Genomic DNA, 20778 nt, shown 5'->3' with positions numbered 1-20778 from the left:
CTCGACGTTTTAGCTTTTAAAAGAGAAAAAGCTAAAAATCTGCAAGATACAAACCACACACATCGGTCAAGTACTACTTTCGCGTTAACTAGCCTGTAAATAAGCTGAATGGCCACTTTGCGGAATTATCTCACAAAGATTTTGGATAACCCTTATCCACGACTAAAGTATAGTCTGTAATTCTTTTACTGCCTGTTTAATTTGGGGTTATTTAGTAAGTCGTTGGCATTAAAGCTAATTAATTTTATTGGCGGTAACCCACCCGCCGCGGAGGGTACAACGAGTGGGTCACAATGTATGAAAGGTCGCGTTAGTTGGCTAAAAGCCATAGCTGCTGATAGGGGGCGAGTAATAAAGGTGCAGCTTCCATAGTCACAGTTTCACCTGACAGCAGGTCGGTGGTCGATGTACAGTTGACTGTCGCCAATAGAGAACGCTGAAGCTGTTGCTCATGTTCACTGAAATTACAGATAACAAGGAGCTTTTCACCTGCATCATTCTCGCGCATAAAAACAAAACAATGTTGATTGTCAGCATCTAATATATGTGTTTGAGCTTGGCCAAAAACGGAATACTGTTTTCTAGTTTCGATCATTTTTTGCAAGCCTTTAAATACGCGAAGGCTCGCGACTTCCGCTTCACTAGACGGTGCTGTCTTACCTAGGGCCAATGCGGTATCTTCTTCATTAACCGCGATGCGATTAACCCATCTGTCGTCATGCTTTTTACTTTCGTCTTTGCGGTAGTTGTAGTCGTTTAGCTTTCCAATTTCATCGCTGGAATAAAGTAAAGGGATGCCGCCGATACTGAAAGTTACTCCATATAACAACAACATGCGTTTAACGGCTTCGTCGATACCTTGTGCGTCACCGTTTTTAAGTGCGCCTTCTAAGCCGCACAGCGATGCCAGTGAACCACATACACGACAATCGCCATTACTTGGGTTTTCTGCAAATGGCACACCGTTAGCAAAACTTCCCTCAAAGCGACCAGTATAAAATTGGTTGAGGAAATAGCGATGATCGAAGGGGTTTATACCCAATTGATTAGCGACAGCATCATCGAACGTCCAGCCTATGTCGTCGTGACAGCGTACGTAGTTAACCCAAGTACACTCGTTTGAAATAGCGAAGCTCTTTTTCATAGAGTGTGTAAGCAGGCGCGTTTTACGTGTAGCTAAAGAGTTCCACAGTAATGCCATTAATAACGGGTTATAAGAAAGCTGGCATTCATCTTTATCGATATACTTCAGCACCTCATCTGGATGAACAATAGCTTCTGACTTAAATACCACCGCTGGCGCAACAATTTGCAAACAGCAGTTGAACGCTTGAATCAGTACGTGTGCTTTCTCCTGATTTTCGCAGTCGGTCCCCACTTCTTTCCAAATAAACGCAAGTGCGTCTAAACGTAACGCTGCGCTACCAATGTTAGCTAGAAATAGCATTTCAGAGGTAATGGCATTAAAAACTTCAGGGTTGCTGTAGTTTAAATCCCACTGAAAGCTGTTGAAGGTCGTCCAAACCCATTTTTCAATCTGTTCGTTAAAAGTAAAGCTGCCTCTTCTAACTTGAGGAAAAATCTCTCTTAACGTTTGTTCATATTGATCGGGAATAGTTCTGTCATCAAATAAGTAGTAGTAATTTTGATATTGCTTGTCGCCATTTAATGCCGCTTTTGCCCACGCATGTTCATCAGAGGTGTGATTAAACACAAAATCTAATACCAGGTTAATTCCTTCCTTTTGCAGGGCCGACGAAAGCTTTTCCAAATCTTTCACAGTACCTAAAGAGGGATTTACCTTGCGGTAGTCCGAAACAGCATAGCCGCCGTCACTGTCACCTTTCGGGGCGTCATATAGCGGCATTAAATGTACATAGGTTACACCTAGCGCTTTAAAATAAGGAATTTTATCGTGTAAGTCTTTTAGCGTTGGCCCCATTAAATCTACATAGCAGGCCATGCCTACCTGTTGCTCTTCGCGATACCACAAGGGAGCTTTTAGCCTTTCATTATCAAGCTTTTTAAGCGCTGGCTTTCGACTTTTTAACCCATCTCTTAATATTTCAATGAGTTTTTGTAAATGAAAATAGCAGTCATACTGATGTCCATAGACGCAGGTATAATGTTTAAAAAGTCGAGGGAAATGTGCTTTTAATCGCTGGGTAAACGTCGTTGCATCTTTCTTGGTAAGTCCAGATAAATCGGTAGATGCCAAGATGCGCTCTAAACACATACTGCTATCGGCAGCGTAGCTCATAGAAAACTCCATAGTATGACGCGGTTGAAGGACTAGCGAACCTATTCTAATTAACGGGTTTACAGGCTTTTTAAATTCTGTTAACTTTCATCTTAAACGATTAAGTTAATTTTTCCAAATGAGATGTTAAATTTGTTATCAAATTTATTACATCGTCGTTTTTGATTACTAAATATGTGAAATAAGTCAGTGCTTCAAACATCTATTGTTTGTCAAAACTGACATGTTTTTTATACGTGCATACGGATATAAATTTTCGTCATGCCGCTGTTGTGAGACTGACTATGCCTAACCAAGACCGTAGTAGCAGAATTATCCGGTGGTTAACCTACCTAATGTTTATGATGTTTGCGATGACATCAGATTCAGTAGGCGAGATTATCAAAGAAGTGAAGGTGGCGTTTTCCGTCACTAATGCGCAAGCAAGTTTAATGCATTCTTTGCCTATGCTGGGTATCGCCCTATCTGGTTTGTTCTTGGGGTTTCTAGCCGATAAGTTAGGTCGTAAGCCAACCATTATTATAGGGTTAGCATTGTTTGGATTAGCTTGTTACAGCTTCCTTATTGCTAATGACTTTATGCTAATTGTTAGTTTGATGAGCTTGTCAGGGGTGGCCGTTGGTATTTTCAAAACAGGTGCGCTGGCCCTTATTGGTGACATTTCAACTTCAACAAAACAACATACTGCAACGATGAACGGTGCAGAAGCTTTCTTTGGTGTTGGCGCAATTATAGGCCCTTTAATTGTAGCCTACCTTATCCATCAAGGGGTAGCATGGCAATGGCTTTACGTTATTGCGGGCGGCGTTTGTACTGTTCTTATTGTCGGTGCGCTGCTGGTCAAATACCCGGCTTATTCTCGTGACACGTCTTCTGGTGAAAATAAAGTATCCATTGCGCAAAGCTTAAAACTGGTAAAAAACCCTTACGCGTTAGGCTTTTCAATTGGCGCATTTTTATATGTTGCTGCAGAGAGTGCTATCTACGTGTGGATGCCTAGTTACCTAGTATGCGACGCAACTACGCTTAAAGCGACCTACGACTGTTACAGTGAGGGGTTTTCTCAAACTTTGGCTATTTATTCGGTAACCGCATTTTTTATTTTGCGTGCCGCAGGCCGTTTCGTGGGAATTTGGATGATGTCTCGCTTTAACTGGGCGTTGGTGTTGATGTTGTTTACAGGCGCTATAGTACTGTGCTTCGGCTTGGGGTTATGGGGCGGAAAGCAGCTCGCGCTTTATTTGTTCCCACTCACAGGTATTTTCATGTCGGTCATTTACCCTACGTTCAATTCAAAGGGAATCAGCTGCTTCCCTAAACATCAACACGGGAGTGTGGCAGGAGTTATATTGTTCTTTACTGCTGCTGGCGCAGCGGCTGGCCCTTTTATCATGGGGCTTGTAAGTGACGCTAACGGCGGTGATGCAAAATACGGCTTCATGGTCGCCACGGGTTTTGCCGCGTTGCTGTTTATCGGCTTAGTATATAACTTCGTTAAGAACCCCACCAAAGAGCGTTTAGCAGAAATTGAAGCGAGTGAGTACGCTAACTAAGTGAAAATAACCGCGAGGCTAGTCGCTCAGCGTGTTAGTTAACCTAAACGTGCCGGACTTATGTTCGGCACTGGTTTTTCATAGCGTTGTTGTTTAAGCTTCCCAATATTCCCTCATTTATCAATCTGTAATAACGTCCCATGGATGAATTAAAACAAGCCCAAGCCCTTTACGACACGCTGGTTGAATTTGCTGTGACCTACAGTTTCCAAATTGTAGGTGCCATTATCATTTTCTTACTTGGCTGGTGGGTAGCAAATAAAATAGGCCATGTGGTTGAAAACCTCATGGTGAGCAAGAAGATTGATATCACGCTTAGCCGATTTACCGGTGGTATATGCAAGCTGGTAGTACTTGGTATAGTCATCATTATTGCGCTTGGGAATGTGGGTATCAGTGTAACGCCTTTAATAGCGGCACTTGGTGCAGTGGGCTTAGGAGCTGGTCTTGCTATTCAAGGCATGCTGGCAAACTATGCCGCAGGTTTTACGATAATCATTACCCGTCCGTTTGTAGTAGGAGATACTATTCGGGTTCGTGGCGTTGTGGGCGTTGTTGATCAAGTCATGCTGCCTTATACCATTCTTATTGATGAAGATAACGTGCACATACAGATTCCCAATAAGCTAATTGTTGGGGAAATCTTGCATAACTCTGCTGAAAACATGCTTATAGAACTCGAGATAGGCGTTGCTTACTCCAGTAATGTAGATAACGTCATTGAAGTAATTCGACATGCAGTTGCATCTGTTGACGGTGTTAGTGCAGAAAAAACACCTGCTATTGGTGTCGATAATTTTGGTGACAGCAGTATTAATTTTGGAGTTCGAGTTTGGGCTCCTGCGACAAGGCATTTCGAAGTGCGCTATGCGCTTAATCAAGCCGTTTTTAACGCGCTTCAACAGCACAATATTGATATTCCATTCCCGCAACGAGAAGTCAGAATGCTGGACTAGGATAAGGTTATTTTAGCAGACCTATTGTTAGATAAATGCCGAACAGCCACTCAGCCGTTCGGCATTTTTTTATAATTCGTAAAGTTCTAGCGGTAACCCGTCAGGGTCTTGAAAAAACGTAAAGCGCTTACCGGTATATTCGTCTGTCCTAACCGGCTCACATTCCACACGCTTGTTAGTTAAGTGATCAATCATTTCATCAAGGTTGTCTACTTTAAATGCCAAGTGTCTAAGCCCTTGTGCTTCCGGGCGCGAAGGTCTTTGCGGTGCCCCTGGAAACGAAAATAACTCAATTTGACTACCGTCAGGCAGGCCAAGGTCGCATTTATATGAGTCCCTGGCTTCTCTGTAATTTTCGTCAATGATGGAGAACCCTAACACGTCGGTATAAAACGCTTTTGAACGGGGATAGTCACTACAAATAATAGCAACATGGTGAAAGCCTTTTAGCATGCTATTTCCTTACTAGTGCTTATGGCATTTCTTGGCCACGAGCGACTTCAAACAACTTGTACCAGTGTTCGCGAGAAAGATGAACGTCCATCGCTTTCTGACTAGATTTGATACGTTCTACATTGGTGCTGCCTAACACAGGCGCGATATTGGCAGGGTGTCGCATTAGCCATGCTAAAACAATTGCTTCAGGCGTTGTTTGATATTCGCTTGCAAGCTGTGCCACTAAATCTGCGGTAGCTGCATCTGCACTAGTCTCGGTTTCCGCCCCTGTATATTTTCCTTGAGCCAAGCTTCCCCAAGCCTGAAGCTGTACATTATTCATCATGCAGTATTCAAGCGTGCCGGGGGCATAACCTATATTGCGATTAGCCGCGCTGTTGCTGGTTATCCCGTCTTCCAACCAGTCCCTAAAGCCAAGACTCATTTCAAGTTGGTTAGCAACAATAGGTGTCGACAGTGCTGATTGAAGGTAGTTTATTTGATGCCCATGCATATTAGACACGCCTACGTGTTTAATCTTTCCCTGTTGCTGCAGCAGTAGTAGGGTACCAGCCACTTCTTCTAGCTCCATAAGCGGGTCGGGGCGGTGTAGCAACAGTATATCGAGTTGCTCGATACCTAAACGTGAAAGTATACCTTCGACCGAGGTGTGAATATGATTTGCCGAGAAATCATAGCGCTTTGGTCCTAAATCGTCCTCAAAGCGTATTGCACATTTAGATTGAATAATCATTTGATCTTTAAGCTCTGGCGCTTGCTTTAGGGCTTCACCAAAGGCAGTTTCTGCTTTACCGAATGTGTAAATATCGGCATGGTCAAAAACGTTAATATCCAAGTCTAGTACAGTGTCAATGATTGTTCTTGCTTGGGTCACATCGGCTTTAGTGACGGGGTCGTTATTCCAACCTCCACCTAGGCCCATACAACCATAAATTAGGCGGCTTGCGTGTGGAAAGTGTGCATTCATGTAGTTATCTCCCTTTAAAGGTGTGAGTGAACAAAATTGCCTTTGCACTCATAGAAGCTTTGGCGCTTATTCTTATTATCAACTGGGCAGTACTCTAGTATGACGTGTTTGATAATAAAAGCTTGATTAGTCGAGTGTCTTTTAACTAGCGACAGTTAACGCTTGGGATATTTATGGTGTGAATTAGCAATAAAGATCACAACTGCTGGTGTAGGCGTTTTAATATCGTAGTGAATATTCATCGCTACAAACTCATCACAAGAGAAGAGGGTTTATGTTGAAAAAATGGCTTTTATTTGCAATTGCACTACTTGTTGGGTTAGCTGGCTGCACCGGAGTACCGGAAAACGTAAAGCCGGTTAAAGGTTTCGAGCTTCCTAGGTATTTAGGGGAGTGGTATGAAATAGCGCGCTTTGACCACAGTTTCGAAGAAGGGCTCAGCGAGGTCACAGCAACCTATAGTATGCGCGAAGATGGTGGCGTGAAAGTGATTAATCGCGGCTATTCAAAAGAAGAAGGTAAGTGGGATGAAGCCGAAGGCAAAGCGTATTTTGTAGAGAACGAAACCACAGGACATTTAAAGGTATCCTTCTTTGGCCCGTTTTACGCGAGCTATGTCATTATGGAGCTAGACAAAGAAGGCTATCAATATGCACTGATAACAGGCCCGGATAAAGATTACCTTTGGATATTAGCGCGGACGCCTTCAATTTCAGACGAAGTTCGCATGCGTTTATTAGAAAAAGCGACCGCGGCTGGGTACGATGTTAGTAAGCTTATTTGGGTAGAGCACGGCCAAGTGAAATCATAGCTGCTATCAAGCGAGTTGTTCTGCGCGCAAATTGGGAATTGTGCTATTATTGCGCGCAATTCCCCTCTGTTTGAATAAGTATTAAGAGAGACAAGGCATGCAAACGCTCAACATTACTACGCCAGACGATTGGCATCTTCATTTTCGCGACAACGAAATGCTGGCTGAAACAGTGCCTGCAACTGCGCGTTGTTTCCAACGCGCTATCGTTATGCCGAACCTAGTACCACCCGTAGTTAATGCTGAAATGGCGATGGCATATAAAGGGCGAATTGAGGCTGCGCGACCTGAAGGCAGTAACTTTGAGCCGTTAATGACTTTATTTCTTACCAACCAAACTACGCCGCAGGATATTATCGATGCAAAGCAAGCAGGCGTAACCGCATGTAAGCTTTATCCAGCAGGCGCGACGACTAATTCAGACGCGGCGGTAAAAGGTATTCAGGCTTTATATCCGGTATTCCAAGCCATGCAAGAGCAAGGTTTGCTTTTGCTAATTCACGGTGAAGTTACCGAGCATCACATAGATATTTTTGACCGTGAAAAAGTGTTCATAGACACACATTTAGGTCCCATTGTTGAAGCATTTCCTAAGCTGAAAGTGGTGTTTGAACACATTACCACAGCAGATGCTGCTAGCTTCGTAGCGGGCGCGAGCGAATTTGTGGGCGCAACTATCACGCCTCAGCACTTATTGCTTAATCGCAACGATTTACTAGTTGGTGGTGTACGCCCTCACAACTATTGCCTGCCGGTGCTTAAGCGAAATACCCATCAAAAAGCCTTACGCGATATGGTGGCAAGTGGTAATAAGAAGTTCTTTTTAGGTACTGATTCTGCACCACATGCTAAGCATAAAAAAGAGAATGCTTGTGGGTGTGCAGGTTGTTACAGCGCATGGTCTGCAATAGAGCTTTATGCAGAAGTGTTCGAGCAGCTAGGTGCAATAGACAAGCTTGAAGGTTTTGCTAGCCATTACGGTGCAGACTTTTATGGTTTACCGCGAAATACAACTACAATGACGTTAGTGAAAGAGTCTTGGACGGTGCCAGAACAGGTAACCCTAGCTGATGGTACCGACATGGTTCCATTTTTTGCGGGGCAAACACTACAGTGGAAATTAGAAAAGGCATTTCAAGCGTAAGCTTATTCTATATGTTTTGTACGCGTGCCCTGTGGAACGTTTCCTTAAGGGCACAAACGCTCTTCTACACCCATTCAAACGATTTTACTGACACTTTTCCATCATCGCACTTTCTTCGAAGAGTGACATGATGAACCAAGAATATGGCGTAGCTCATCATATAGAATATGGTGTAGTTAACTTTTGGAACCCAAATTAATGACCGTTGAAACCGTTAAGCATTTAGATATAAACCCTGCCATCGTTAAAGCACTAGACTCTCAAGGCATTCACCAACTTTCGCCAATCCAGGCGCAGTCGCTACCCGAAGCTCTGCAGGGAAGAGATGTGATTGGTCAAGCGCAGACAGGTAGCGGTAAAACTCTATGCTTCGTGATCCCTGCTTTACAGCACATTGAAGTTAACGACTTTACTACACAAGCTATTATGCTTTGCCCAACCCGTGAGCTTGCCGACCAAGTAGCGCAGCAGTGCCGTACTGCGGCTAAAAATATCGGTAATATTAAAGTAACCACCTTATGTGGCGGGCAGCCTATGGGGCCGCAAATTCAGTCGTTAAAACACAGTCCTCACATTATTGTAGGTACTCCTGGACGCGTGATGGATCATGTGGAAAAGCGCCGTATTGATTTGAGTAATACAAAACTGCGTGTGCTTGATGAAGCCGACCGTATGTTGGACATGGGATTTGAAGATGATTTACGCATTATCTTCGGACAGACGCCAACGCAAGTACAAACTCTACTGTTTTCCGCCACTTTCACTGAACAAATTGAACGCGTGGCTAAGCAATATTTGCATAATCCAGTAACCTGTAAAGTAGAGTCGCAAGACAGTAAACCCGCCATTATACAGTTAGGTTACAACGTACTACCACACACACGCACTCAAGCGCTTAAAGCTGTATTGACTGAATATCAGCCTAAGAACGCCATTGTTTTCTGTAACCGTAAAACGCAGGTAAATGAAGTTGTTGAAGAGCTTATAGAAGACGGATTCAGTGCTAAAGGGCTTCAAGGTGATATGGAACAGCATCAACGTACATCGGTACTTATGCAGTTTGCCAGCGATGCACTGCAAGTACTCGTTGCCACTGACGTAGCTGCGCGAGGGCTAGATATTGACGATGTTGCTTGTGTGATTAACTACACAGTAAGTGAAGAGCCGGAAACCCATATCCACCGCATTGGCCGTACGGCACGGGCGGGCGCTAAAGGCATGGCAGTGACGCTAGTAAGCGAGGAAGAAGAACACTTTTTACGAAAGATCGAAGTATTGCAAGAAAGTGATATTCCGCTTAAAGGTGCGCAAAGCTTACGTTTTCATAAAAATAAAATTACCCAGCCTGACTTTACCTGTATTTCACTAAGCGCGGGTAAAAAGGAAAAGCTTCGCCCTGGTGACTTGGTAGGTGCACTTACCAAAGATGCGGGCATTCCTGGCGACGACTTAGGCAAAATTAAAGTGCAAAACAGCATGAGTTTTGTCGCAGTGAAAACGCGAAGCGTGAAAAAAGCCATGACTCAATTTAGAGAAGGTAAAATAAAAGGTAAGCGTATTCGAGCCCGAAAACTTTAACGGGCGCTTTAATAAGTAAGTATTTACCTTAAAGTAAGAAAGGAAGGTTAGTGTGGTTGCTGAAACTGATTTAACCCTGTTGCTCAAAAACTTAAACCCTGTAGCCGGTAGTGAAGACTTTGTATTCACCACTTTGCAGGCAGATAAATTAACCAGTTCGTTGATTTCAGCGGCTAAGGGCATGTTTCAAGAACGCGAGGGCACCACCCTTATTCTTCCGGTTGCTATAGCCGAGAAAGCTAACCTGCAATTTGAGGGTTATTACCGCTGTATAACCTGTGAAGTGCATTCTAGTTTGGAAGCGGTAGGCATGACGGCAGCTATGTCCACCGCGTTGGGTAAGGCAGGAATTAGCGCCAACGTGGTGGCCGCTTATTATCACGACCACATTTTTGTGCCAGCTGAAAAAGTCGACTTGGCGATAGAAGTTTTAACGTCGCTGTCTCACTAGGCCCGCCCATTCTCTTCCTGCTTTTTTTCTTTTCCCGAGAACGCATTAACCAGCCCCATGGTTAAGCAATATTGTGCTCCATAGTAAGTTGTCATTACCCAAAAGGTAGAAAGTGGGAGCGGGGTTTTGAAAACCGACTGAGCGAGAATGGCATCTGATATCACAAAAAGTAACGCACCGGTTACGATTAGCTTGGTTTGAGCTAACCACACCGCGGTTAAGCCCATCAGCGTGATTACGCTAATGTATGCCACTACAGGGTAAAACAACGAACCTGATGCAGGCAGAATATGACCGGCCATCACTGCCGTAAAACTTACAATGGTAAGGCTAATTAGCCATTTCACATTGTGTGAAATAATATCGCTTGAGAGCGCTTTGGGTTTGTGGCGATTTAGATTGGCAAAACACGTGGCATAAGATAAGTGCGCGAGAAAAAAGCAAGACAGGCCTGATATAAAACTTTCTGCAAAGGGCAAGGCCAGACTAATATCTCCAGCAAAACTAAAAAGTAGCGCCATCAACACCATATATCGCGGCATGGCGCTAAGTTTTATATAGGCGAAAACTGCCAGTACCCCAATAGGTAGAGCTTTGGGTAAGAATTGAGCCATATAGGGGGTAAGCGGCAGCGTCGCCAAGTAAAGCAACGCTAAGCTGCTAAAGACAATAGTTGTTCTTACATTCATATTTAGCCTTTTTGAAACTGCTCAGTCATACACTTCAACACGACAAAAAAAGCCCCAGTTTGGTGAAGCAAACATGGGGCTTTAGCTATCGAATTTTGTGTACGCTACTTTCTATGTACTGTGTTTAGAGTACGCAAATTACCAAATTTTCACGCGTTCTTCTGGTGGTAAATACAACGCATCTTCTTCGGTAACGTTAAACGCTTCGTAGAATTCTGGTACGTTGCGCACAGCGCCGTTGGTACGGAATTTAGTAGGGGAGTGGGTGTCTGTCTGTACCTGACTGCGCAAGGCTTCTTCACGGTATTTGCTGGCCCATACCTGACCATAACCGATGAATACGCGCTGGTCGCCAGTAAAGCCATCTAGCTCTGGGGCTTTTTCACCATCAAGAGACAAGTGGTAAGCTTTAAGCGCAATACTAATACCGCCAAGGTCGCCGATGTTTTCACCTAAGGTATATTCACCGTTTACGTGCAAATCAGGTAAGACCTCGAATTGATTGTATTGCTCAATCAAGTTTGCAGTACGTGCTTCAAACTCGCTGCGATCTTCATCGGTCCACCAGTTTCGCAGAACGCCATCACCGTCGAAGGTTGACCCTGAATCATCAAAGCCATGACCAATTTCGTGACCAATTACCGCGCCAATGCCGCCGTAGTTAACCGCGTCTTCGGCGTTCATGTCAAAAAACGGAGGTTGAAGGATAGCCGCAGGGAATACAATTTCGTTAAGCGGTGGATTGTAGTAAGCGTTAACGGTTTGAGGTGTCATACCCCACTCGTGGGTCCACACTGGGCCGCCTTGTTTCTTAAGCATCTCTTCGTATAGCACGTCAGAAGAACGCTTAAGGTTTCCGAATAAGTCTCCGGCATTAACCGTCAGTGCTGAATAGTCTCTCCACTGATCTGGGTAACCAATTTTCACGGTAAATTTAGACAGTTTGTCCAGCGCTTGCGCGCGGGTTTCATCTGTCATCCAGTCTAGGTTTTCAATACTTTCTTTGTAAGCCAGCAGTAGGTTGTTAACCATTTCCATCATGCGGTCTTTCGCTTCAGGCGGGAAATGCTGTTTTACATAAACCTTTCCGATAAGCTCGCCAACATGAGCGTTTGAAAGACTCACTGCACGACGCCATTGAGGCTGCTGTTCTTTTACACCGCGAAGCACCTTGCTGTAGAAATTGAAGTTTGCTTCATCAAGCTCAGCATTTAATTGACTAGCTGAAGCATTTAACACGCCCCATTTAAGAAACGTTTTCCAGTCTTCTAGTGAGGTCTCTGCTATGACGCCATCAATGTTTTGCATGTAGTCTTTTTGCAGAATACCTAGCGAAGGAATGTCGCTAATATCAGCTTCGGCAAGGTAAGCATCCCAGTTAAACTTAGGCATCAATGCTTTAAGTTCTTCAATCGAAAGCTTGTTATAGTTTGCGGCAAAGTTACGGGCTTGCTCTTTCTTCATGTGCAGTTGAGCAATTTTAGTCTCAAGCTCGAAAAGCATATCGGCACTTTCTTTTGGTGCTTCGAAACCCGCAAGTTCAAACATAGTTTGAATATGCTTAACGTATGCGTCACGAATGGTTTGTGATGTTTCGTCGTCTTTAAAATAGTACTCGCGCTCAGGAAGTCCAAGGCCGGCTTGCCACGTGTACATCAGATATTCTTTCGGCGACTTAAGATCTGGGTACTGAGTTAGGCTGAATGGCGTACCGTAGCCATAGCGAGCAGCATAAGCAAAATACTCAGCAAGGTCAGTGTAGTCTTCAATGGCTTCAATCTTAGTTAACTCAGGCTTTAGCGGCGTCGTACCAAGTTCGTTGCGGGTTTCCATATCCATATAGGCACGGTAAAAATCACCCACTTTTTGTTCGTCACTGCCCGCTTTAAAATCACCTTCGGCAGAAGACTTAATAATATCCATTACGTGGTCTTGCGCTTCATCACGTAGAATAACGAAAGAACCGTAACTAGACTTATCAGCTGGTATTTCAAAATTATCAAACCACTTACCGTTTACGTAGCGGAAGAAGTCATCACCGGGGTCTACAGACAGGTCCATATTCTCTTTAATGACGCCTGAAGAAAGCTGCTGCTGAGCTTCTTCAGTGGCAGCGCTTTGGTTTTGTTGTTCTGTCGATGAATTTTGTGGGCTACAGGCCGTTAAGGCCAGTGCCACGCTTAAGCTTAAAACGCTACGTAACATTTAGAGTTTTCCTTTTCATTCTGACTGGGCAATGTTTGGACTTGCCGCTTATAGTTTTTAGCGCGTTGTTAGGCCCTTTACATCCAAAAGAATGACCTTTGCATCCACAAGAATATCGGGGCGCAACACGCACGGTTTTTCTAACGTTTTAGCATGATGGTAGGGATAGAAAAAGTGTTTATAGTGAAAATACACAGCTTGTAACAACTTGGCAGACTAAGTTCGCTATAGTGTTCTGTATTGACCTCATCACAATATTCAAGGAACGGCAATGGACTTACATAAAACTCCTTTTGAAAGCGTATCACCGTGCGAGTACGCAGACGCCCTGCCAAGAGAGCAGTTCATGCACTACGGGATTAAACCATTGTGGTACGGTATGCCTCGTATTGCGGGTCCAGCATTCACCGTTAAGTGTGAGCCGGGTGACCATCTTATGCTGCATGCGGCGATATATCGTGCAAGCCCCGGTGATATCATTGTGGTTGAAGCTGACGATAACTTTGCCGTTGCGGGCGGTAACGTCTGCGCAATCGCCCAATCTCGAGGGATTAAAGGCTTCGTAATTGATGGTGTTATCCGAGATATTGCTGAAACCCGTGACAACAAGTTTCCAGTGTTTGCCAGAGGCGTTATACCCAAGCCTGGAGCGAAAAAGTGCATATCGCCGTTAAATGAGCCTATCACATGTGCTGGTGTAACTGTTCACGCGGGAGACATCATTGTGGCGGACGAGGAGGGCATTGCAGTAATTCCAAAGGATGAGGCGCTAGCAGCCTATGATATTGCCCAAAAGCGCGCACAAAAAGACGGTTCTATGTCGTTAGAACAGTGGCAGGCTGAACACGCTGAAAAAGTAGAAAGCATACTCGCTAAATTAGGCTTTGCAGAGTAAAGCTCTGCAGAAAATGAGCCATATTTTGACAGGTGTTCGATGAGCTATTCACTAAGCCCTTCATTAAGCAATTAGCTTGTCCAAATATTAACTAATGTTAAGTGAGCTTTGCGGTAAAAAAGTACCGCAAAGTTCAACACACTTTCAGTTATCGTGTAGAATTGTGACCTAAGCATTTTGGGCATACGTAAACGTGCTCTGTCACCGAATAATTAACGAGTTCTACATGTTTTCATTTTTTGAAAAGCTGACCCAGCCTTTCCCCGATACACCGCCTACTCAACCGCCAACAGGTATCATTGCATTTTGTAAGTACTACACCAAAGGCATGTGGGGCGTCATCCTTACAGTTTCGGTGCTTAGTGCGATTGTGGCCATGTTAGAAGTAGCGCTGTTTGGATTTCTAGGCCAGTTGGTTGACTGGTTCTCAGAGCAAAGCCGAGAAACCTTTTTAGAGGACCAAAAATTCACGCTTATTGGCATGGGTTTAACGGTTCTTGTTTTCATTCCTTTGTTTATTTTGTTGCGCTCGCTGTTTTCTCGCCAGTCCTTGATGGGTAATTACCCCATGCGCATTAGATGGCAGGCACACCGCTACTTACTTGGGCAAAGTTTAACCTTTTTCCACGATGAATTTGCCGGACGTGTGGCCACCAAGGTAATGCAAACCGCATTATCGGTGCGAGAAACGGTAACTAAAGTGCTCGATTTGCTGGTGTACATCAGCGTTTACTTTATCTCCATGGTTGTGCTTATCTTCAGTACTGACTGGCGCTTAGCCATGCCGCTTATCGTGTGGTTTTTTGTGTATATCGGTATCTTGAAGGTGCTAGTACCAAAACTAAAAGAAGTCTCTCAAAAGCAAGCCGACGCGCGCTCATTAATGACAGGGCGTATTGTGGATAGTTACACCAATATCACCACAGTGAAGCTGTTTTCGCATAGTCGCCGTGAAGCTGATTACGCAAAAGAAAGCATGGATGGTTTTCTTAAAACGGTTTACCCGCAAATGCGTTTGGTTACCGTATTGGAATTTTGTGTGGAAATGGCTAATGCCATTCTTATTTTTACCATTGGCGCGCTGTCTGTGTATTTGTGGATGGAAAACATTGCGAGCCCCGGTGATATCGCCATTGCTATTAGTCTGTGTTTGCGACTAAACGGTATGTCGCACTGGGTAATGTGGGAAGTATCAGGCTTGTTTGAGAACTTAGGTACTGTGCAAGACGGCATGAATACGCTAGCGCAGCCAATTGCAGTAAAAGATAAACCTAAGGCTAATGCACTTAAAGTAAATGGCGGCGGGATTAACTTCGACAACGTGAACTTTTCTTATGCTGGGGCCGATGAAAAACCTATTGATGTGTTTAAAAATTTGGATTTAGACATCAAGCCTGGTGAAAAAGTAGGGTTAGTGGGGCGCTCTGGTGCAGGTAAATCAACTTTAGTGAACCTATTAATGCGCTTTTACGATACCCAAAGTGGCCGAATTATCATTGATGGGCAAGATATTACCCAAGTGGGGCAGGAAACCCTACGAGCTAAAATCAGTATGGTAACGCAGGATACCTCGTTGATGCATCGCTCTGTACGCGACAATATTTTATACGGGCGTACGGACGCGACAGAAGAGGATATGGTGCGAGCAGCTAAGCAAGCCGAAGCTCACGATTTTATCCTTACACTTACCGATAGTTACGGTAGAACAGGCTACGATGCGCATGTAGGTGAGCGCGGTGTGAAGCTTTCAGGAGGGCAGCGTCAGCGTATCGCTATCGCCCGTGTATTGCTAAAAGACGCACCTGTACTGGTACTGGACGAGGCGACATCGGCACTAGATTCAGAAGTTGAAGCGGCCATTCAAGCCTGTCTGGATAAAGTGATGGAAGGTAAAACCGTGCTAGCCATTGCACATCGCCTATCTACCATTGCACAAATGGACAGGTTGCTTGTTTTGGATAAAGGTAACATTGTAGAGCAGGGCACACATGCTGAGCTTATCGCTCAAAATGGTATTTATGCGAAGCTTTGGGCTCACCAAACCGGCGGATTTATTGGTGTTGAATAGGAAACTCGCGAAATAGTGTTCAATCGCAGAAGGGATGGATAAACCGCTTGTATCTTGAAAGTGGTTAAGTATAATACGCGTCCCTCCCTTGCGATACCGCACTTTCCTTAGAAAAGACGCACAACTCACAAGGGCAGTGTAAGTAAATTTTGTCTTTTAGACACCACAGGGGTGTAGTTCGAATTGGTAGAACAGCGGTCTCCAAAACCGATGGTTGGGGGTTCGAGTCCCTCCACCCCTGCCAAATTTACTTAAACTAAGAATTTTTAAATTGCGCATTAAATGAGTGCGTAAAACAACGACGCTGTAGTGCTAGGATCGTAACATGAGCGAAAAGACGGAAAATCAGTCCAATGCATTGGACATGTTTAAATGGGTAGTGGTTTTTGCACTACTTGCCGGTTTAGTAACCGCTAATACAATGTACGGTGAGATCTCGGTACTATACCGTGCTATCGCTATTGTTGTAGTAGTTGGTATAGCTGGTTTTATCGCGGCAACTACCGAAAAAGGTAGCACCTTCTTGAGCTTTGCTAAAGAGTCTCGCACAGAAGTTCGCAAGGTTGTGTGGCCTACTCGCCAAGAGGCGAACCAGACTACCCTTATCGTGCTTGCAGCGACGTTAATCATGGCACTAATTTTATGGGGACTAGACGGCATCATCGTTCGTGTAGTTGGCTTTATTACTGGAATAGGAGCATAAACGTATGTCTGAAGAAGAAGCAGTAAAGAAAAGATGGTACGTAGTACAAGCCTATTCGCAATATGAGTCTCGTGTAAAGAAGACCCTGCTTGAATACATCAAAATGCACAACATGGAAGACTACTTCGGTCAGGTACTAGTACCAACAGAAGAAGTTGTTGAGATGCGTGCGGGTCAGAAGCGTAAATCTGAGCGTAAGTTCTACCCGGGTTATGTATTGGTAGAAATGGCGATGACCGAAGAGTCATGGCACTTGGTGAAAAGCGTTCCTCGCGTACTTGGTTTCATCGGTGGTACATCTGACCGTCCTATGCCTATCACGCAAAAAGAAGCTGATGCTATCTTAAATCGTCTTGAAGAAAACGTTGATAAGCCAAGACCAAAGACCTTGTTCGAGCCAGGCGAAGTTATTCGTGTTACCGACGGTCCATTTGCAGACTTCAACGGTGTGGTAGAAGAAGTCGACTACGAAAAGAGCCGCGTAAAAGTATCCGTACTTATCTTCGGTCGTTCTACACCGGTAGACCTAGAATTTGGTCAGGTAGAAAAAGGCTAAGTCCTCTCTGCTAAACGCATTTAAAAAAGCCCCGTTCAACGGGGCTTTTTTTTCAGCTACGGGAAATAGGCATAGTTAAGTAAGTTTTATCTTTCGTAGATTATACATACTGCTAAAACATGCAGTTATGTAATCCATAAAAAGCAGCTACTTAATGCCAGTATCAAGAACACAATTTGTATAATTGTACTGGTGCTTTTTGATACTTTACTGCTTTGAGTAAATGAATCCCAAAAGCGAACGCCTAATGCTCGCTTCAAAATAAGATTGCTAATACAGAGAAAGAGAAACCAGATTAGAACTTCGTTTACTTCCACCATCATTGAACCTTTATTTACTCTTCGTATGTTTCGGCCTCTTCAAAATCTGAGTATAGACCCGCAATTCCGCCTGCGACGATACCACCGCCAACAGTGGTAGCAAGCGAACTGAAGCCTTTTACCGGACTTAAGGCACCTGCGCCCATTCCTGAAAGGGTTCCCACTGCGATGTCGCTAAATGTAGCGTTTCGTCCACCACTAATTATTGAGCCGTAAAAGCCTCCTATGCCACCGGCAATTGCACCCAACGCATTCGCCCAAAGTGCTCCAGATACTTTTTCTAATTCATTTTCATTTAATTCTACTGGTCTTTCCATCTTCCAATAATCCTTCTGTTATTTCATTTAGGGCGTTATGCACTTCGCATAACGACAAATTTAGCTTTGCACTGTTGGGGATAAAAAAATACTGACCTTTCGATGGTTTTTTATTCTAAATAGCCCTTGCATAGTAATTAATCACCTTATATAATGCGCGCCCTTTTAAACGGAAACGGGAAGCCGATTGAGCAAATAATCTCTGTATTTGCGAGGCGTTAGACCCAAACAAGAGAGCATGTAAAATGGCTAAAAAAGTAAGCGGTATTATCAAGCTTCAGGTTGCAGCAGGCGCTGCTAACCCAAGTCCACCAGTTGGTCCTGCACTAGGTCAACACGGTGTAAACATCATGGAATTCTGTAAGGCTTTCAACGCGAAAACAGAAAGCCTTGAGAAAGGCGCTCCAGTACCAGTAGAAATTACTGTATACGAAGATCGCTCTTTCACATTCGAAACTAAGACTCCTCCTGCGTCTTACCTGCTTAAGAAAGCAGCGGGCATCAAGAGTGGTTCTGGCCGTCCTAACACTGAAAAAGTGGGTAAAGTTACTCGCGCTCAGTTGGAAGAGATTGCTAAAACTAAAGAGCCAGACCTTACTGCAGCTGATCTAGATGCAGCGGTACGCACTATCGCGGGTTCTGCTCGCTCAATGGGCTTGAACGTAGAGGACTAATCGAATGGCTAAATTAACTAAACGCGCTCGCGTAATCCGCGACAAAGTTGACTCTACTAAAGAGTACGAAATCAACGAAGCAGTAGCGCTTCTTAAAGAACTAGCAACAGCTAAGTTCGCAGAAAGCGTAGACGTATCTGTTAACCTTGGTATCGATGCGAAGAAATCTGACCAAAACGTTCGTGGTGCAACTGTACTACCTAACGGTACTGGTAAAGACGTTCGCGTTGCAGTATTTACTCAAGGTGCAAATGCTGAAGCAGCGAAAGAAGCTGGTGCAGATATCGTTGGTATGGACGACTTAGCTGAGCAAGTTAAGAAAGGCGAAATGAACTTTGACGTAGTAGTTGCTAGCCCAGACGCGATGCGTGTTGTTGGTCAACTAGGTCAAATCTTAGGTCCACGTGGCCTAATGCCTAACCCTAAAACTGGCACTGTAACGCCTGATGTTGCAACTGCAGTTAAGAACGCTAAAGCTGGTCAGGTACGCTACCGTAACGATAAGAACGGTATCATCCACGCTAGCATCGGTAAGATTGCGTTCGAAGCGAACCAAATTCAAGAAAACCTTGAAGCGTTACTTGAAGCACTGAAGAAAGCTAAGCCTTCTTCTGCTAAAGGTACATACATCAAAAAGATCAGCCTAAGCACTACAATGGGTGCTGGTGTTGCTCTTGATAAGGCTTCTGTAGGTCTTTAATTTCGCTGAGCTTAGGCTCATCGAAATCTCTTAAAGGTTATGGGTTGGAGCTGTGACAATTAGCAGTGCTAATAAGCAGCTCCCGTCCAAGACCGCAGGTGCGGTGTGGTGAAAGAGGTAAGAGAACTTTCACAGTCAACACACTGCTTAATACAACAACCTGCGCAGACGGTGGTTTGACTCAGACTCTCTGGGGTAACAAACACCGTAGAGCGGTATCAACCATGAGGGTTGGTATCAATCTGTGAACCCTGACGGCGTAAGCGGGTAACCGCAAACAAAGTCAGATACAAAGAGGTGAACTCAGTGGCACTAGGTTTAGCAGCAAAAAAAGAGATCGTAGCAGAAGTTTCTGAAGTTGCGTCTCGCGCTCTATCCGTAGCCGTTGCTGAATACCGTGGGATGGAAGTTGCAGAACTGACTGACCTACGTGTTAAAGCTCGTGAGCAAGGCGTATACCTTAAGGTTGTACGTAACACTCTTGCAAAGCGTGCTCTAGCAGACAGTCAATTTGCAGACTTAGACAGCGCCCTAACTGGCCCGCTTATCTATGGTTTCTCTATCGACGCACCAGGCGGTGCGGCACGTCTTTTCAAAGACTTCGGTAAGACTAACGATAAGCTTAAAGTTACAGCACTATCTATTGGTAGCGGTCTTCTTGGTCCAGAGAAATTGGACGCAGTTGCAGCACTACCTACCCGCGACGAAGCGCTTGCAAAACTACTTGCAACCTTCAAAGCACCAGTTGGGAAATTCGTTCAAACAATCAACGAAGTTCCTGGCAAGTTTGTGCGCGTATTGGCGGCGGTCAAAGACACCAAGTAATTGGCGTTTTTGGCATATTGATTTTTTTAACATTTTATACCCAGGAGTTTAGAGAACATGGCTCTAACTAAAGAAGATATCTTAAACGCAATCGCTGAAATGCCGGTAATGGAACTGGTAGAACTAATTGAAGCGGCTGAAGAGAAATTCAACGTATCTGCTGCAGCTGCTGTTGCTGTTGCTGGTCCAGCTGCTGGCGGCGACGCTGCTGCTGCAGAAGAAAAGACTGAATTCGACGTTGTAATGACTTCATTCGGTGGCAACAAAGTTGCAGTTATCAAAGCAGTTCGCGGCGCGACTGGCCTAGGTCTTAAAGAAGCTAAAGAAGTAGTTGAGTCTGCTCCTAAAGCTATCAAAGAAGGCGTAAGCAAAGATGAAGCTGAAGCACTTAAGAAAGAGCTTGAAGAAGCTGGTGCAGAAGTAGAAATCAAGTAATCTGACCTAGTCAGATTATTGCCTGAGACGGCAAGGCTGGTGGTTTTTTGAACCACCAGCCTTTTTGCGCTGTATAGTGTGTAGAAACTAACCCTTGGTTACACTACTTAAAGCGCCATTCGGAAATACCCATAAAAAGCATAAAAATCCAACAAGTTAACTAATAATTGGTTGAATTTTGTTGTATGCTGGTGTATCTGCCCGAAAAAGGGTTG

Annotated in this window: 20 protein-coding genes and 1 tRNA gene; 15 read left to right on the top strand and 6 right to left on the bottom strand. The window is 44.4% G+C overall.

What is annotated here, in order from left to right; genetic code table 11:
* Positions 1–310: 310 nt before the first annotated feature.
* Entirely contained in the window at positions 311–2260 is a 1950-nt protein-coding gene (locus ACYX4W_RS01730) for an alpha-amylase family glycosyl hydrolase (protein ID WP_476074507.1), read from the bottom strand.
* 335 nt (positions 2261–2595) lie between these two features.
* Between ACYX4W_RS01730 and ACYX4W_RS01725 the strand changes: the two genes are divergently transcribed.
* Both ACYX4W_RS01725 and ACYX4W_RS01720 read left to right on the top strand, forming a co-directional pair.
* Positions 2596–3813: an MFS transporter gene (locus ACYX4W_RS01725; protein ID WP_476075428.1), complete on the top strand. Its 1218-nt coding sequence runs from the start codon at positions 2596–2598 to the stop codon at positions 3811–3813.
* Positions 3814–3953: 140 nt separating this feature from the next.
* Entirely contained in the window at positions 3954–4769 is an 816-nt protein-coding gene (locus tag ACYX4W_RS01720) for a mechanosensitive ion channel family protein (protein ID WP_476074506.1), read from the top strand.
* A 69-nt stretch (positions 4770–4838) separates the two neighbouring features.
* Here ACYX4W_RS01720 and gloA2 read toward each other — a convergent pair whose 3' ends face one another.
* A complete protein-coding gene (gene gloA2 / locus ACYX4W_RS01715; protein ID WP_476074505.1) occupies positions 4839–5222 on the bottom strand; it encodes an SMU1112c/YaeR family gloxylase I-like metalloprotein in 384 nt (127 codons plus the stop codon).
* A gap of 19 nt (positions 5223–5241) precedes the next feature.
* Entirely contained in the window at positions 5242–6192 is a 951-nt protein-coding gene (locus ACYX4W_RS01710) for an aldo/keto reductase (RefSeq protein WP_476074504.1), read from the bottom strand.
* A gap of 274 nt (positions 6193–6466) precedes the next feature.
* On the opposite strand from ACYX4W_RS01710, the gene ACYX4W_RS01705 reads away from it, so the two are divergent.
* The 4 genes from ACYX4W_RS01705 to ACYX4W_RS01690 all read left to right on the top strand — a co-directional run bounded on the left by ACYX4W_RS01705 (position 6467) and on the right by ACYX4W_RS01690 (position 10176).
* On the top strand, positions 6467–7003 hold the full coding sequence (locus ACYX4W_RS01705; protein WP_476074503.1) for a lipocalin family protein: 537 nt from the start codon (positions 6467–6469) through the stop codon (positions 7001–7003).
* A gap of 97 nt (positions 7004–7100) precedes the next feature.
* Positions 7101–8147 carry a dihydroorotase gene (gene pyrC, locus ACYX4W_RS01700; RefSeq protein WP_474804174.1) on the top strand — a complete coding sequence of 349 codons (1047 nt, stop codon included), beginning with the start codon at positions 7101–7103 and terminating at the stop codon, positions 8145–8147.
* Between the two features lie 198 nt (positions 8148–8345).
* A complete protein-coding gene (dbpA, locus tag ACYX4W_RS01695; RefSeq protein WP_476075427.1) occupies positions 8346–9725 on the top strand; it encodes an ATP-dependent RNA helicase DbpA in 1380 nt (459 codons plus the stop codon).
* 52 nt (positions 9726–9777) lie between these two features.
* A complete protein-coding gene (locus ACYX4W_RS01690; RefSeq protein WP_476074502.1) occupies positions 9778–10176 on the top strand; it encodes an ACT domain-containing protein in 399 nt (132 codons plus the stop codon).
* On the opposite strand, the gene ACYX4W_RS01685 is transcribed toward ACYX4W_RS01690, so the two are convergent.
* Both ACYX4W_RS01685 and ACYX4W_RS01680 read right to left on the bottom strand, forming a co-directional pair.
* A complete protein-coding gene (locus tag ACYX4W_RS01685; RefSeq protein WP_476074501.1) occupies positions 10173–10865 on the bottom strand; it encodes a lysoplasmalogenase in 693 nt (230 codons plus the stop codon). The two genes, ACYX4W_RS01690 and ACYX4W_RS01685, sit on opposite strands and share 4 nt — an antisense overlap.
* A 138-nt stretch (positions 10866–11003) precedes the next feature.
* Positions 11004–13070, bottom strand: coding sequence for a M13 family metallopeptidase (locus ACYX4W_RS01680; RefSeq protein ID WP_476074500.1), 2067 nt, complete (start codon positions 13068–13070; stop codon positions 11004–11006).
* 271 nt (positions 13071–13341) lie between these two features.
* On the opposite strand from ACYX4W_RS01680, the gene ACYX4W_RS01675 reads away from it, so the two are divergent.
* From ACYX4W_RS01675 to nusG, 5 genes are all read left to right on the top strand, one after another.
* Entirely contained in the window at positions 13342–13965 is a 624-nt protein-coding gene (locus ACYX4W_RS01675; RefSeq protein WP_476074499.1) for an RraA family protein, read from the top strand.
* A 226-nt stretch (positions 13966–14191) separates the two neighbouring features.
* The gene (locus ACYX4W_RS01670; protein WP_269919007.1) at positions 14192–16033 is read left to right on the top strand and encodes an ABC transporter ATP-binding protein; all 1842 of its coding nucleotides are present in this window, start codon (positions 14192–14194) and stop codon (positions 16031–16033) included.
* 167 nt (positions 16034–16200) lie between these two features.
* Positions 16201–16277, top strand: a tRNA-Trp gene (locus tag ACYX4W_RS01665).
* Positions 16278–16358: 81 nt separating this feature from the next.
* Positions 16359–16736 carry a preprotein translocase subunit SecE gene (secE, locus tag ACYX4W_RS01660; RefSeq protein WP_014951045.1) on the top strand — a complete coding sequence of 126 codons (378 nt, stop codon included), beginning with the start codon at positions 16359–16361 and terminating at the stop codon, positions 16734–16736.
* A 4-nt stretch (positions 16737–16740) separates the two neighbouring features.
* A complete protein-coding gene (gene nusG / locus ACYX4W_RS01655) occupies positions 16741–17292 on the top strand; it encodes a transcription termination/antitermination protein NusG (protein ID WP_179984807.1) in 552 nt (183 codons plus the stop codon).
* Positions 17293–17626: 334 nt separating this feature from the next.
* On the opposite strand, the gene ACYX4W_RS01650 is transcribed toward nusG, so the two are convergent.
* The gene (locus ACYX4W_RS01650; protein ID WP_476074498.1) at positions 17627–17929 is read right to left on the bottom strand and encodes a hypothetical protein; all 303 of its coding nucleotides are present in this window, start codon (positions 17927–17929) and stop codon (positions 17627–17629) included.
* A gap of 245 nt (positions 17930–18174) precedes the next feature.
* Between ACYX4W_RS01650 and rplK the strand changes: the two genes are divergently transcribed.
* From rplK to rplL, 4 genes are all read left to right on the top strand, one after another.
* Entirely contained in the window at positions 18175–18603 is a 429-nt protein-coding gene (rplK, locus tag ACYX4W_RS01645; protein WP_014951043.1) for a 50S ribosomal protein L11, read from the top strand.
* 4 nt (positions 18604–18607) lie between these two features.
* Entirely contained in the window at positions 18608–19303 is a 696-nt protein-coding gene (rplA, locus tag ACYX4W_RS01640; RefSeq protein WP_014980521.1) for a 50S ribosomal protein L1, read from the top strand.
* Between the two features lie 306 nt (positions 19304–19609).
* The gene (rplJ, locus tag ACYX4W_RS01635) at positions 19610–20128 is read left to right on the top strand and encodes a 50S ribosomal protein L10 (RefSeq protein ID WP_014951041.1); all 519 of its coding nucleotides are present in this window, start codon (positions 19610–19612) and stop codon (positions 20126–20128) included.
* A 57-nt stretch (positions 20129–20185) separates the two neighbouring features.
* A complete protein-coding gene (gene rplL, locus ACYX4W_RS01630) occupies positions 20186–20563 on the top strand; it encodes a 50S ribosomal protein L7/L12 (RefSeq protein ID WP_015068303.1) in 378 nt (125 codons plus the stop codon).
* Positions 20564–20778 lie beyond the last annotated feature (215 nt).

Source organism: Alteromonas sp. ABH4_454 (assembly GCF_056311775.1).
Note: the sequence above shows the minus strand (reverse complement) of the source record. Positions and strands in the feature narration are given on the sequence as shown.